At 68.6% G+C, this 13,966-nt stretch carries 14 protein-coding genes and 1 pseudogene; 7 read left to right on the plus strand and 8 right to left on the minus strand.

The annotated features are described in order from the left end of the window. Positions 1 to 374: 374 nt before the first annotated feature. The 3 genes from E1287_RS17170 to E1287_RS17185 form a co-directional block, all read right to left on the minus strand. A complete protein-coding gene (locus tag E1287_RS17170; protein ID WP_243719111.1) occupies positions 375 to 704 on the minus strand; it encodes a DUF2637 domain-containing protein in 330 nt (109 codons plus the stop codon). A 798-nt stretch (positions 705 to 1,502) separates the two neighbouring features. After that, a complete protein-coding gene (locus E1287_RS17180; protein WP_131965960.1) occupies positions 1,503 to 2,345 on the minus strand; it encodes an ABC transporter permease subunit in 843 nt (280 codons plus the stop codon). Positions 2,346 to 2,385: 40 nt separating this feature from the next. Further along, a complete protein-coding gene (locus E1287_RS17185) occupies positions 2,386 to 3,306 on the minus strand; it encodes an ABC transporter ATP-binding protein (protein ID WP_131965961.1) in 921 nt (306 codons plus the stop codon). Positions 3,307 to 3,392: 86 nt separating this feature from the next. On the opposite strand from E1287_RS17185, the gene E1287_RS17190 reads away from it, so the two are divergent. After that, entirely contained in the window at positions 3,393 to 3,857 is a 465-nt protein-coding gene (locus E1287_RS17190) for a MarR family transcriptional regulator (protein WP_243719113.1), read from the plus strand. Positions 3,858 to 4,907: 1,050 nt separating this feature from the next. Here the strand turns inward: E1287_RS17190 and E1287_RS17200 are convergent. Continuing rightward, positions 4,908 to 5,108 (minus strand): SAM-dependent methyltransferase, encoded by a 201-nt coding sequence (locus E1287_RS17200; protein ID WP_131965993.1) that lies wholly within the window; start codon positions 5,106 to 5,108, stop codon positions 4,908 to 4,910. A 141-nt stretch (positions 5,109 to 5,249) separates the two neighbouring features. Between E1287_RS17200 and E1287_RS17205 the strand changes: the two genes are divergently transcribed. Further along, complete coding sequence (locus E1287_RS17205) at positions 5,250 to 5,669, plus strand: transposase (protein ID WP_207934264.1); 420 nt, start codon at positions 5,250 to 5,252, stop codon at positions 5,667 to 5,669. Here E1287_RS17205 and E1287_RS17210 read toward each other — a convergent pair. Beyond that, on the minus strand, positions 5,618 to 6,844 hold the full coding sequence (locus E1287_RS17210) for an IS110 family transposase (RefSeq protein ID WP_279505300.1): 1,227 nt from the start codon (positions 6,842 to 6,844) through the stop codon (positions 5,618 to 5,620). The genes E1287_RS17205 and E1287_RS17210 overlap by 52 nt on opposite strands. Before the next feature lie 244 nt (positions 6,845 to 7,088). On the opposite strand from E1287_RS17210, the pseudogene E1287_RS17215 reads away from it, so the two are divergent. Beyond that, positions 7,089 to 7,473: pseudogene (locus E1287_RS17215) on the plus strand (transposase); the annotation flags it as partial. Between the two features lie 153 nt (positions 7,474 to 7,626). After that, positions 7,627 to 7,968 (plus strand): hypothetical protein, encoded by a 342-nt coding sequence (locus E1287_RS17220; RefSeq protein WP_131965965.1) that lies wholly within the window; start codon positions 7,627 to 7,629, stop codon positions 7,966 to 7,968. 344 nt (positions 7,969 to 8,312) lie between these two features. Here E1287_RS17220 and E1287_RS17225 read toward each other — a convergent pair whose 3' ends face one another. The 3 genes from E1287_RS17225 to E1287_RS17235 all read right to left on the minus strand — a co-directional run bounded on the left by E1287_RS17225 (position 8,313) and on the right by E1287_RS17235 (position 11,765). Next, the gene (locus E1287_RS17225; protein ID WP_131965966.1) at positions 8,313 to 8,990 is read right to left on the minus strand and encodes a hypothetical protein; all 678 of its coding nucleotides are present in this window, start codon (positions 8,988 to 8,990) and stop codon (positions 8,313 to 8,315) included. After that, positions 8,987 to 9,481 (minus strand): SigE family RNA polymerase sigma factor, encoded by a 495-nt coding sequence (locus tag E1287_RS17230; protein WP_131965967.1) that lies wholly within the window; start codon positions 9,479 to 9,481, stop codon positions 8,987 to 8,989. Before E1287_RS17230 ends, E1287_RS17225 begins: the two co-directional genes overlap by 4 nt. An 847-nt stretch (positions 9,482 to 10,328) precedes the next feature. Beyond that, positions 10,329 to 11,765 (minus strand): MFS transporter, encoded by a 1,437-nt coding sequence (locus E1287_RS17235; protein ID WP_243719115.1) that lies wholly within the window; start codon positions 11,763 to 11,765, stop codon positions 10,329 to 10,331. 25 nt (positions 11,766 to 11,790) lie between these two features. Between E1287_RS17235 and E1287_RS17240 the strand changes: the two genes are divergently transcribed. Genes E1287_RS17240 through E1287_RS17250 form a run of 3 tightly spaced genes read left to right on the plus strand, consistent with a single transcriptional unit; the run spans position 11,791 to position 13,209 of the window. Continuing rightward, a complete protein-coding gene (locus tag E1287_RS17240) occupies positions 11,791 to 12,432 on the plus strand; it encodes a TetR/AcrR family transcriptional regulator (RefSeq protein ID WP_207934265.1) in 642 nt (213 codons plus the stop codon). Between the two features lie 22 nt (positions 12,433 to 12,454). Beyond that, positions 12,455 to 12,844, plus strand: a complete 390-nt coding sequence (locus E1287_RS17245) for a hypothetical protein (protein WP_243719117.1) — start codon at positions 12,455 to 12,457, stop codon at positions 12,842 to 12,844. Further along, a complete protein-coding gene (locus tag E1287_RS17250; protein ID WP_243719119.1) occupies positions 12,838 to 13,209 on the plus strand; it encodes a hypothetical protein in 372 nt (123 codons plus the stop codon). Before E1287_RS17245 ends, E1287_RS17250 begins: the two co-directional genes overlap by 7 nt. Positions 13,210 to 13,966: the final 757 nt, after the last annotated feature.

The following is a 13,966-nucleotide window of genomic DNA, read 5'->3' on the forward strand; positions in this document are numbered from 1 at the left end:
CCTCACCCGTGAGCGACTCCGGTCGGCTTGCTCGCCACCAGCTGCCTTCTCCCTGCTACCGTCTGCGCGTCGTATGGGACGTTCAACGGTGTCCGTCTGAGCGTTGTCTGAGTCGTCACCCGGCTGCGTATGAGCTTCGTATGAGTCGGCATTGTCGGTGAATGGGCTCATATGAGAGTCGTATGAGTCTCTCGTGGCTGTTGCCGTCTCGTATGAAGGGTCATATGAGGGCACATATGAACCGTCACCGCAGGTCAGCGGGCTCCCGTGTGGCCCGTCAAAGGCGGCAGAGGCGCTCTGCTGGGAGGCGTTTCTGACCTGCCGCATCAACAGCTCGTACGAGCCGATCAGGGCCGTCGATGGCCATGCGGCGATTAGCCGGCCCACCAGGGAGGGTTCGGCCACTGCGACGTTGGCGGCCCCAGGCTGGCGGCACTACCAAGGACCAACAGCGTCCATGGAAGGAGCCCGCTGCGGCGACCTTGCCGGGAGTCGACCAGCAGTGACATCGAGGCCACCGCGATCATCCCGTCCACGCTGATCGGCAGCAGTGCGGCCGTCCAAGAGCTCTCTTCGTACCGCAGCACGAGCTGGTACATGTGCCGGTAGCTGATCACAGCAGCGCTGCCCGCCAGGATGATGACGCTAAGGGTGGATGCCCACCGGATTACCGTGTTCGCGGGGGAAGGTTCGGTGTTCGGCATGACCGCTCAGCCTTCCGTCCCGTTGACCAGGGCGTTTGTGTTGAGAGGCACGTGGCCGAGTGGTACAATTATGGTGGGAGAATGGTTCGAGTCCGGCCTCGGACACGAACCTTTTCCCCATATGGTGCGGGGTCGAGGTGTGCCTCGGCCCGCACTTTTGCTAGTGGGCGTTGCGCCGCGGATCTGCCGCTGACGGGCAAGGAATTTGCATATCGTTGAGGGCGCGGATGATAGGCACCATGCTGTGCCCGGGGAGCCGCTGGGCGAAGATCCACCGCACGATCGGCCCGGTCTGCGGGTCGGGCTCCCACCGGCGGGCCCGCCGCCGCACACGGCGTGAGCCCGGTTCGGGTGCGGGCCAGCCTCCACCAACCGATACCCGTACAGAGGCCCCACCGAGGGTACCGGCCCCGTTCACGGGCACCTTCGCGGGCGGAACTGGAGTGGTCCCTTCTTCCTGGACGATGCGGACCAGGAACTAGTGGAGGGCAAGCGGCGGGAGCACAATCAGCTCGGGTTCGCTGTTCAGCGGACCGACGTGTGGTTCGGGCCGGTTCCCCCCGGCCCGCGGCAGGTGTCCGCCGAGGTTGAGGGCGAGTTGCGGGAGCGAGTGGACGCGGGCCTGGACGCAGCCGGATTCGGCCTGGGCGGATCCCGCTTGCGAAGGTGTCTTCTTGAGCGGGTCCGGCGGCGACGCGCGGGGCTGTGCGCCAGGTGAAAGGTCTGGGCGAGTGGAACGGGTATAGTCCCGCACGCGTCGGCGTGCGGGCCCGCAGGGTGTGACCTGGTCGGTGCCGCTCAGCGGCCCAGGTCTCGGCGGTTGAGCCGCCAGGCGCCGGCGGTGATCAGGATGATCGCGGTGCAGGCCAGGACGGCGGCGTCGGCGAATTGGAGGCCGTTCTTCAGCGGTTCCCCGCCGATGTAGTAGTGGTACGGGGTCAGGTTGCGGAGCCAGTCCGCGCCGATCTGCGGGGCGAAGCCGTGCAGGGCGTAGGCGGCGACGCCAAGGCCGGCGGTGATGCCGAAGACGGTGGGGCGGGGTTTGCCGGTGGCGGAGCCCAGGCCGGTGGCCAGCGCGCCGAACAGGATCGTCAGCAGGGCCAGGTTGACCGCCTGCGCGGTGAAGTTTGCGGGGCTGATGCTGTTGAGGTCGGCGCTGGAGCGGATGGCGAGCATGGCGGCCAGCACGACCACCGCGATCGCCAGGGCGCCGACGGTCAGGGCGGCGAAGCGGTGCAGCAGCAGGCGGGTGCGGCCCAGCGGGTGGGCCAGTAGTAGGTCCAGGTAGCCGGACTCCTCGTCGGCGGAGATCATGCGGGCGCCGGTGGCGGCGCCGTAGAAGGTGGCCAGCAACGGGATGAGCAGCCCGAACACCGCGCCTTGAAGGTAGCCGGCGGCGCTGGCGGCGTCGTCGAAGCCGAAGCCGTGCATCGCTTCGGGCACGGCGTCCAGGGAGTCGGCGGTGATCTGCGGATAGAAGCTGCCGTACATCACTGCCAGTACCCCGGTGGCCACGGCCCAGACGGTGAAGACGCGTCGGTTGTCGTACAGGGTCTTGGTGAACATCGAGCCGCTGAAGGCGCGGGCGAGCCCGGACGCTCCGGGAATCGCGGTGGTGGCCGCAGGTGGGGTGGTGGTCATGGTGCCGCCGTTCGTCATCGTGCCGGTGGGGTGAGAGGGCTCAAGCGGCGTTGCCGCTGCGGGGCTCGTCGCTCTGGCTGGTGTAGTAGGTGTGGAACAGCTCTTCCAGGTCCTGGGTGTCGGCGCGCAGGCCGGTGACGGTGTGCCGGGCGGCGGCCTTGATCAAGGGATCCGGGCTGCCATCCACCCGGCAGGTCAGGGTGGCGCCGTCGACGGTCAGGTCGGTGACGCCGGGCAGGCCGGCGAACTCCTCGGCCCGTACCGGGGCGGCGAAGGTGATCCGCAGCTGGAGAAAGGAGCGGGCGCGCAGGTCGGCGACGGTGTCCAGAGCGACCAACTCGCCTTCGCGGATGATCGCGACGCGGTCGGCGACCGCCTCGACCTCGCTCATGATGTGGCTGGACATGAACACTGTGTGCCCTTCGGCGCGGGCTTCGGCGACCATGTCGAGGAAGGTCTGCTGGATGAGGGGGTCAAGGCCGGAGGTGGGCTCGTCCAGGATCAGCAGTTCGGGCTGGTGCATGAACGCCTGGACGAGCCCGACCTTCTGCCGGTTGCCCTTGGACAGGCTCTTGATCCGCGCGTCCAGGTCCAGGTCCAGGCGCTCGGCCAGTGCAGTGATCCGGTGTGCGGGGACGCCGCCTCGCAGGTTGCCCAGGAAGCTGAGGCATTCGCCGGCCTTCTGCCGGCCGTCGGCGACGAAGTCGCCGGCCAGGTAGCCGATGCGGCGGTGCAGTCGCACCGCGTCGGCGCGCGGGTCCAGTCCGAGCACGTGGGCGGTTCCGGAGGTTGGGCGGATCAGGTCCAGTAGCAATCGGATGGTGGTGGACTTGCCCGCCCCGTTGGGGCCCAGGTAGCCGAACACCTCGCCTGTCCGCACCTGCAGGGACAGGTCGGCCAGGCCGCGGCGGGTGCCGTAGTTCTTGGTGAGGTGGTCGAGTTTGATTGCCGTGGTTGTCATACGGGAGAACAATACAGAGCCTTCAGAGATTTTTGAAGACTTGGAGCTGTTAGGGTCTCATCAAGTTCTTTGAGGAGGAGATGACTTTGGCGGACACCACCGAGGCGGCCGAGTACCTGGCATTGGTGCTGGTCCAGGGCGGGCTGCAGAAGGCGACCGCGCGGGTGCTGGCGGCGTTCATGTTCGCCGACGAGGACAGCGTCACTGCGCCGGACCTGGCCGAGCGGCTGGGGATCAGCTCTGGCAGCGTGTCGGGGGCGATCAAGATGCTGTCCACGGTCGGGCTGATCGAGCGGGCCCCGGCGCCGGGTAGCCGACGCGAGCACTACCGGGTGCGCGAGGGCGCTTGGGCCACGTTGATGTCGGCCCAGAACGGCATGGTGCAGGCGATGTTCGAGGCCGCCGATCGGGGCATCGAGGCCGCTGGCCCTGACAATCCGGCCGCGCGGCGGCTGGAGGAGATGCGCGACTTCTACGGCTTCATGTTCCGCGAGATGCCCGCCCTGATCGAGCGCTGGCGGGTTGGACGCGACCGCGGCTCCGGCGCCTAACCACGCTGCCCCGCGGCTCGCGGAGCAGGGCGCCATCCAAAGCGCGGCGACGCCGGTCACGGTCGAGTGGGGCCGAGCCTGCCCGCGCTGACGCACTGCGGGCGCGATGTGCCCTAATGCGGGATTAATCTGGGGCGGGTGCCGCTGTTTCGGCGGAATCAGCCTGGCGCGTGCGGCAAAGGGGACGGTGCTGCTGGAACGCATTCCACACCCGGCCCCAAGACGTGGCCATCGTGTTCGGGTCAGGATCGCGATCGGGACGCTGCTGCTGTGACTGCCGGCGGCCACCCACGAGTCCGGGTCGGCCCGGCTGCTGGACGCACTGTTCACCGCGACCTCGACGTCCGCGTGACCGGGCTGGACACCGTCGACACCGCAGGCGACGGGACGAGCTTCGGCGAGGTCGTCATCCTGGCATTGATCCAGGTGGGCGGGCTGGGGCCAATAGCGCTGACCACGCTGTTCGCCGGTCGTACTGTCGCGCTGGCTGGGGCCGCGGGCCCGGCCGGCCGCCCAGGCCGAGTCCCAAAGAACCCTGCAGGCCCTGATTCTCGGGGTTGGGCCGACCAGGATGAGACCCGATCACCACCGTCGCGGCCACACTGTCGCCTCCACAGCGACGCCGTACAGAAACCGACCGCTCGATGACCAGCGCGCTCCAGGGCGAAAGCCTCACCCAGCTGGTAGATCTGACGGCCGGGCCGGTGGAGTACCGGCTGGAAGAACGGGGAGACCGCGTGGTGCTGATGCTGCACGGCGGGCACATGCGCGCCGGGATCGCCTTGGGCAACGAAGTGTTCGCCGACGCCGGCCACACGATCCTGGCGGTCTCGCGCCTTGGCTACGGCCGCACCCCGCCGACCACTGGTGGTCAGGGCCCCATCCCTGCGGGCGCGGGGCAGTCGGATTCCGGTGACGAAACGACTACGTTTCGCAGGAACCATCCCCGCGCGGGGATGGTTCTCATGAATCGGAGCACCCGCGACAGGGTGGTGAGTTGGCCCCGCAACGCGGGGATGGTTCTGTCCGTCGGACCGTACGCGGCGCTGATCAGCTGTTGGCCCCGCACCAGCGCGGTGGACTCGTCATCGGCCCCGCACATGATACCCGGACCGGGAGCGGTGTGGGTGACGAGAATGCGACAGGCGGGTCGAAGTCCCATGAGTGCGCGGGCCTGTGCAAGATCCGGTCAGGGGCGCGCATGTCGGCGCGGATATAGTCGGTGGCGCCCTCAGAGGTGCTGATCAGCAGTGGGCAGGCCGTTCGCGTGGACCAAGGCCGCGGAAGAGATCCTGGACTCCCTCACCCGATATCTACAACAATTTTCTGGCGCAGAACACTAAGAGCGTGTCTCACGTGGATTCGGTGAATGATGCGGCATGATCGGGGATCGTGTCGTCGGATCTTGCGCTCCGGTTGGTGCCGGATGATTTGTGGGCGATCGTCGAGCCATTGGTCCCGGAGTTCACGCCGCGTCGGCAGGGTGGCGGGACCGCGCCGGTGGAGGATCGGGCGGTGTTCACCGCGATCGTGTACGTGCTGACCAGTGGGTGCGCGTGGCGGCATCTGCCGGGCGAGTTCGGGGTGAAGGTGCCGACCGCGCATCGGCGGTTCACCGCTTGGACGGCTGCGGGGTTGTGGCCGCGGCTGCACCAGGCTGTGCTGGACGAGCTCGGCGCGCGTGGGCAGGTGGACTGGGCGTCGGCGATCATGGACGCCGCCGCGGTCCGCGCGAAAAGACATCCCAGGAGCTATGGGTGTCAAGCCGCGAGGTGGTCGGTGTGCTGTTGCCAGGCTGTCGCCTCGTTGTAGAGGGTGCCGGTCTTGAGCCATCCGTGCAGGATCCCGACAAGGCGGTTGGCGAGTTGGCGCAGGGCGGCGTGGTGGCCGACGTCGCGGGCGCGCTGGCGGTCGTAGTAGGCGCGGGCGCCCGGCGAGGCCTTGAGCGCGGTGAAGGCCTGGATGTCGAGGGCGTCGATGAGGCGGTCGTTGTGGACGTAGCGGGCCAGGACGACTTTCTTCTTGCCCGAGGCCCGGGTGATGGGGCTGGTCCCGGCGTAGTTCTTGCGGGCCTTGGCGGTGGCGTAGCGGTCGGGGTCGTCGCCGAACTCTGCGAGCACCCGGGCGCCGAGGATCATGCCGAGTCCGGGCTGGGACAGGATGATCTCAGCGGCCGGGTGAACCCCAAAATGGGCCTCGACCTGCCCTTGCAGGGTTTTGATCTGCTCGTTGAGCACGGTCAGGACGGCGACCGCCGAGCGGACCGTGGCGGCGTAGGCGGCCGTCAGGACGTCGGGCTGGCTCAGATGCTCGGCGCGCAGCGCGGCCTGGATAACAGCGGCCTTCTGCCGCAGGTCACCCCGGCGGCGGCCGCGTTTGAGGGTGGCGCTGATCTGGGTGATGGTCAGTTCGGCCGCCTCGGCGGGGGTAGGGGCCTTGGCCAGCAATTCCAAGGTGTCGGCGGCGTCCAGGTCCTCGAAGGCGACCAGGGCGGCAGGGAAGTAGTCACGCAGGGCGTGTCGGAGCCGCTGACAGTGGCGGGTGCGTTCCCAGATCAGAGTCTTGTGGGCCCGCGTCACCACCTTGATCGCCTCAGCGTCGGCGCTGTCGCCGACGACCGGACGCAGCTGGTGGGAGTCGGTGCGGACCATGTCGGCCAGCATGTGCGCGTCCGCGGCGTCGCTCTTGGCGCCCGACACGCTCGGCCGCTCTCGATACCGGGACGCCTGCAGGGGGTTCACCCCGAACACCCGGCAGCCGGCGGACAGCAGCGCCCGCACCCAGGGACCCCGGTCGATCTCGATCCCGACGACCACCTCAGCGTCGTCGGCATCATCACCCAACTGCTCGCCGATCATCGCGTGCAGCCTGACCATCCCGGCCATGCCCTCCGGAAGGCGGGCCTTGGCCAGCGTATGTCCCGAGCCGTCCATCAACTCGACGTCGTGATAGGTCTCTGCCCAGTCGTCCCCGACAAACAGCCGCAACGCTTCTCCTGCCCTCGGCATCGGTATTCGGCAGCCTGCGGGAGAACCATCGGCGACCTAATCAAGCAGTGCTCACACCGCGCACGGCGGGCACGACATCCCAGCAGCGATCAACCCTCCCGGCCGACTGACAGGGGCACGATCTTTTCGCAGGACTCCCGAAGGGTCCCAGGGGGACAGTGCTCACCTGCCAGCGGCTACCAGGCCCGAGTCTGCCGGACGGCGGACCCGTTGACAGTGATTAGGGGGAACGCTGACCGGCCCCAATCCCGTCGACCGGGCAAGAACGGCAGCAAACTCCACGTGCCGTCCGATGCCGCCGGACTGCCGCTGGTCCGATATCGGCCGCCAACGTGCACGACGGCCAGGCGCTCAAGCCGCTGCTGATGGCGTTACCGCCGATCCGGTCGCGGCGCGGACCGCGTCGGCGGCGGCCGGTCAAGCTCCGCGCCGACAGGGCTTACAACTCCGCCGAGCATCTGGCCTGGCTGCGCGGGCGCGGGATCGTACCGCGCATCGCCCGGGCCGGCGTCGAGTCCAGCGAGCGGCTGGGCTGCCACCGTTGGAAGATCGAACGCACGCTGGCCTGGCTGTTCGGCTACCGGCGGCTGACCATCCGTTACGAACGCCACGGCCATCTGTTCAACGCCTTCCTCGTCTTCTCCGCAGCCATCACCTGCTACAAGAAGCTCGCCAAACTCTCCACGTGAGACGCGCTCGTAGCTTCGCCAGTTCCTGGCATGCAAGATCCCCCCGTTCCGACTACAACAGGGGGAGGCTCCATGGACGACCGAGGCCGATCGGACCACGATCTGGCCAGTACGGACAGCGCACCGGTCACCAAGCAGCAGGCCAACGAGCTCCTCGTGGCCTTCAGTCACCTACTCGGCCCGTTCACCCGCCCTTTCGGCTATCAGGCGTGGGGTCTGGCGATCGACGGCCTGGCCGTCGCAGTCGCGGTGTCCGGCCCGCGTGCCGCTGGTTTCGCGCGCCGCGAGGTCGTGTCGGCGGCGCCCGGATCGCGCGCCACCCGCAGCATCCGGGAATCATGCGAGTCATGCTCCGGTTCCCTGTCAAGTCCGTGTGTTCATCGTTATCTCTGTCTGAAGGACGTTCTTGCGTAGCCATGTTTGGGCGTGGTCGAGAGGAGGCCGGGGTGACTGCGGCCTCCCCTACGGTTGTAAGTGGGCGTTGAACAGCCGCTGATCTTGGATTGAGTGCGGGGAAGGTGACGGTTCGGGGGCTGGGATAACCCGTCATCAGAGACCAGAGATTCGCCCGACGTTGACAGACGGGCCTTTCTCACCGTGCCTGGTCTGAAAGGCCATGACGCGCACTACCACTCCTCCATACGTGCTCCCGTTGCATCCGCCCGAAGCGGGGCGTAGCGGGAGCACGCATGGCCCCCGGACCGCCCTGAACCGACGTCAACGAGCGTCTACGATCGCCAGCGTCCCCCGGGGGAGGGTCACCTGTTCCGGTCGTAGATGCCGACGGCCCAGGCTCCCGGGCGAGTACCGGTGCGGGCGGCGACCTTGTCGATGGTGTCCGGGTCGGTCATCGCGTCGATCTGTGCTTCTGGCGGCAGTACCCATAGCTCCCAGGTGTGGGTCCGGCCGCTCCACGCGGGCCCGGCTGACTGGGCGTCGAATTGGCCCAGCTGGTCATGGGGGCCGCACCGGCCGATGCTGGTTGACCGACTGGGGGAATCGGTCTTGACCACCATCCAGGAGCCGGGGACTGAGCATCGCACGTTGTAGATGGTGTCGGTGCTCAGTGCCGTGAACCGAAGGAGGACCGGCACGCCCATCCGGTTGCGCTGCTGCGATGCGATGAGTGGGAGCTTCTCGTCCCGGAAGAGATGGCCGGCCTGGCCCGGCAGCGGCACCTGGGCCGGAAGCCGTACCGACACCAGTGCGGCGTCGGCCGGATCGACCTGGCCCGGATCAGCGGGCAGGGCTAGCGCGGTGGCCACGACGGCGGCCACGGCACCGGCCGTGATGGCCGTGCGAGCGGCCCGGCGGCGGCGCAGCATGCGCCTGCCCAGGGCCTCCGCCTTCTCGGCGCGACCGGGGTCGGCGGGCGAGCCTTCGGCGCGTTCGCGCAGCAGAGTGGTGAGTTCCTCGGGCGAGTTGTGCATGGTCATCTCACTTCCTTGAGGGTTTGGAGGGCGGGATCGACGCGCAACCGCGCCAGTGCCCGATGGTGCTGGGTCTTGACGGTGGAGCTGGAGCAGCCGAGGATCGCCGCGACCTGGGTGAGCGGCAACGACTCGAAGTAGTGCAACACCACGACCGCACGCTGACGGGCCGACAGCTGGGCCAGTGCCGTCCACATCACCTCGCGGTCGTCGAAGGCCGCCGTCAGGTCAGCACCGGCCGGTTCCGGTAGTTGCGCAGTCGGGATCTCGCCGCGCCAGCGCCGCCGCCACCAGGAGGCGTGCGTGTTGGTCAATATCCGGTAGATGTAGGGAGTGGGGTCGCCTGAGACACGTCCCCAGGCGACCCACGCCTTGGCAAGCGCGATCTGCAACAGGTCCTCGGCGCGAGCCCAGTCCTGGGTCAGCAGATACGCACTGCGCAGCAGGCGGCCGGAATGCCTCTCCACGTAGTCGGTGAAGCCGGATCGATCCGCCATGCCGCGTCCTTCCTGTCGATGTGTGCAAAGGGACTACGCCCCAGGCGCCGCCTATGGACGACAGCACGCATCCGTGCGGCCCGGAACCTCGGAGCGTGGTAGAGACGCCTTCAGACGCTCGGCAGAGCCGCGAGGAACAGCGTCACGGTGAGGCTCATCCGTCCGGCGCTGATCGTCGTCAGAGATCGCAACTGATTCCTGACCTGGACCGGCGGGGTTCTTCAACGCCCTCTAAGGGCGTCAGGGGTGGCTCTACTCGGGCAGGGAGGGGCGTTCGCCTGTTGATGGTCGCCGCTCGGGGCCGCTGGTCAGCTGCATGAGGGCCGCCATTGCTGTGATCACGGCGGCTGCAGTGCTGATCCGCTGGCTAGGGAAGACTAGGACGATGAGCGCGCAGGTCAACACGATCACGGCGCGACGTCTTCCTGTAGCGAGGGGACGTAGTGCAGCCTGGGTGGTGGACCAGATAAGGCGCATGAGACATGCCTTTCTCGGTTGCGGTCCGTCCGGCCTGTCGCCTGAGGTTTGCGAGCCGTGGTCGCCAGGCCGGACGGTGCCCGGACAGTTCGGACGCTCAAGGTGAAGCCGCCGAGCCGGTTCTCTTCGCCGAGACAGCGTTCCAGATCGGCAACGAACTCCACGAACTGAGCGCGGACTATTACCGCCGCCACCTTCGCTCGCTCAGCTTCCCCGGAAACTCGCCCTGTTGCAGCAAGTCGTGTTGCCTTCTCCGTCGCGCCGGGGTATCTCCCCAGGGGTGGAAACAATCTTGGTGGGTAGAGGAGAGCCACGAAGATCATCCATCGGATTCGGGGGATTCGAAGTCGTGACCGGTGATCAAGGGGAATTAGAGTGTCGGCCGACGGGCGGTGACGTTGATGTGCTGGCGGGGGTACAGCCGTCGCCGACGTGCGACCCGGGCTGGGTGCTGTTGCCGACGGACGAACCGGTGTCCCGGAGACGGGCGCGGCCGCATCGGGCACTCGCACACGTGCCGCCTCGGCGACGCTGCGGTCGTGCGGGGATCCGCCGAAAGATGGCGGAGTGGAGTGCCGGCCGGCGGTCGAGGAGGAACCTGGTGTCCCGGGTACCGCAGGCCGGCGTTGCCTCGTGCGGTCCCCACCGCCAGGGCAGCGACCAGAGCGGCAGCGCCGCCGATCCACAGCACGCCCGGCAGGCCGAGCGAGTCGAGGATGACGCCGCCGACCAGCGCGCCGAGGCCGATCGACAGGTTGAACACCGCCACCCACAGCGCGGAGGCCGCCTCCACCGCGCGCGGCGCGGCCTTGATCATCCAGGTCTGCAGTCCGACCGACACCCCACCGTAGGCCAGGCCCCACACGATCAGCAGCGCGATGCCACCGGTCGTGCCTCGGCCCAGCAGTACGAACAGCGGCATCGCGACGGCCAGGGCCAGGGTGATCACCTGCACGGTGCGGTACGTCCGGCGGGCCAGTGCCGCACCAGCGGCGAAGTTGCCGACCATGCCCGCGATGCCGAACCCGAACAGCAGCGGCCCGACCAGCCGCGCGTCGATCCCGGACAGCCGCTGCAGGGCCGGGCTGACGAAGGTGGAGGCCACGAAATGACCGGTCACCAGGAGGAAGATGGCCAGGATGCCGACCCGAACGCCGGGGTTGCGCAACTGCCGGACCAGCAGGCGCGGGCTCATCACCCGGGACGCGGCCAGCGGCGGCAGCACGGTCAGTAGTGCGACCAGCGCGACCAGCGCCAGCGCGCTGAGCGTCGTGAACGCGATCCGCCACCCGGTCAGCCCGCCGATCACCGTGCCGATCGGCACGCCGAACACGTTCGCCGCGCCGACCCCGCCGAAGACGATCGCGGTGGCCCGCGGCACATGCGCCTCGTTCACCAGCCGGACCGCCAGCCCGCCGGCGACCGCCCAGAACCCGCCGATCGCCACTCCGACCAGCACCCGGGACGACACCAGCACGGCAAAGTTCGGCGCCAATGCGGACGCCAGGTTGGCGAGCGTCATCAATCCCATCAGGCCGAGGAGCAGCAGCCGCCGGTCCAGCCCGCCGACCAGTGCCGGGACCACCGGGGCCGCGACCGCCGCGACGAGGCTGGGCACGGTCACCATCAGCCCGGCCGTGCCTTCGGACACCCGCAGCGCCGAGCCCACGTCGGTGAGCAGTCCGATGGGCAGTTGTTCGGCGGTGACCAGCAAGAACGTGCCCAGCGCCACGGCCGCCACGGCCGCCCAGCGGCTTGGTTCCGGCTCTTGCCGGACGGCCCGGGCAGTGCGCTCGGTGGTCGTCACGTCTGCCTCCACAGGGGAAGCCAATTTGGGAGCGATCGCTCCCATATGGTGTCGGCAATTCGACGAGCGAGAGGCGGTCGCCCGGGCGACCGCCCTGTTCTGGCGTCGCGGCTACAACGCCACCTCGGTCCGCGACCTGGGCGCCGAACTCCACCTCACGCCCAGCAGCCTCTACCGGACGTTCGAGGACAAGCACACGCTGTTCCTACGCGCCCTCGACCACCACCGCGCCACCGAGTCCGCCCAGGCCAGGGAGCGGCTGCCGACCACCGGTCAGCCAGTTCGCGACGCGCTACGCGACTGGCTGGGATGGCTGGTGGGCTGCACCGCCGACGCCGAGCCCGGACCAGGCTGCTTGGTGGTGAACACCGTCACCGAACTGGGCACCACGGACACCCAGGTCAGCGCACGGACCGAGGCGGCCTTCGAGGTCACCCGGTCGGCACTGCGGTCACTGCTGCATGAGGGGCGTCGCACCGGCGAACTGCCCACCGACCTCGATCTCGACGCCGCCGTGGAACTGCTGTTCACCACGGTGCTCGGATTGCGGGTCCGGGAACGCGCCGGACATGATCCACAGCGGCTGGCCACCGCGATCGACTTCGCCATCCACGGGCTGGGCCCCGCGCCGGCGGAGCCGATCCATCGACAACGCCGGCCGCACTGACTGCACGGTGTGGGGCGGCATCATGAGCCAGACCGCCCACCAGCGCGGCATCGCGGGCACCGTCATCAACGGCACCTGCCGTGACGTCGCCGCCGCGACCGCCGCCGGATACCCGATCTGGTCGGTCGCCCGCTTCATGCGCACCGGCAAGGACCGCGTCCGGGTAGCCGCGGTCCAGACAGCCATCACCATCGACGGTGTCGTCATACGCCCTGGCGACATCCTCGTGGCCGACGACGACGGTGCTGTGGGCGTCCCGGCCACACGCTGGGACGAGGTCGCGGAAACCGCCTGGCGTATCGACCGCGTCGAAGAGGTCATCGTCGAGGCCGTCCGGTGCGGCGCCACGCTCGCCGAGGCGCGCGCCGAGCACGGCTACCACTCGCTCCAGACCCGGAAGGACCCATGGTGAGCACAATCGACCTCGCCCGCGGCCACCCCAGCGCGACCCTGTCCCAGGCGTCCGGACTCGCCGTAGCTCTGTCTCCGGAGATCCGGTCGCTGTGGGTCGGTGCCCGGCTGTGCGGCCCGGCGTTCACCGTGCAGGGCGCCGGCGGCGACAACCTCGCCCTGCACCACGCCGTACTACACGCCCCGCCCGGGTCGGTCCTGGTCGCCGACGTCGGCGGCGCCCGCTTCGGCCACTGGGGCGAGATCCTCACGGTGCCGCGTCGCGCGCGAACACGCGACCGGCCCGGCACCTGGCGAGCGTCGGGGCCGGTGGGCGGTCGGCAGGTACCCGAGGCCGTCACACACATGTCTCCTTCGCGTAGCTGATCGAGTGGCTCGCGGCGGAGATCTGCCCGATGGTGCTGACTGACGAGGGTGTGGGGGTGCTGCTGGCGCGGCGCCGCAACCTGCGGATCGAGCCGCCGGGCCGGATCGAGCGGATCGTGCGTTCGTGTGGAGTCCGAGACGACCGCGGTCGACCCCGGCGCCCCACAGACCGGCGTGGATGGCGGCGAGAGTGGCGTTGGCAATCTCCACTGCATTCCGCCACCGCCCCCTCGGGGTGACGACTGATGGGGATCAGGCGCGGGTCGCCGAAGTCGTCTTCGGCCGAGGCGCTGCACTCCGTCTGGCGTCAGCCAACGAGCAGGTAGATGGCGATGCCAACCAAGACCGCGACGGCCACGCAGGCGACAACGATGTTCTGACGCCTGCTACGCTGCGGACGGCCACCTCGTTCCCGCAGCTCTTGGACGACGGCACGGGCACCCGCTTCGGTTCGGGTCCGGCCCCACTGGCCGTTGCCGCCACCAGACATAGCTGCCATATTCATCACCCCTCCAAGCACACTGTAGAGGATCAAGCTCCATATCGGGCTCGGGCGAGGTGTGTGGCTCCAAGAGACCTTGGACGGAACGGATCCAGGACCAGTTGGACAAGTCCAGGAGATCGCTGACGGTCTCACGAGATCGTGGACCCAGCTCGCTGGGCCGATTTGGCTGTCCCGTCTCAGTTGAGCCAGCGCATTGGACTGTTGTCTCAGGATGCCTGCCACAAGATCGTTGTCGTTGCGCGGACAAAAGCG

The organism is Actinomadura sp. KC06, assembly GCF_004348735.1.
GTDB lineage: Bacteria > Actinomycetota > Actinomycetes > Streptosporangiales > Streptosporangiaceae > Spirillospora.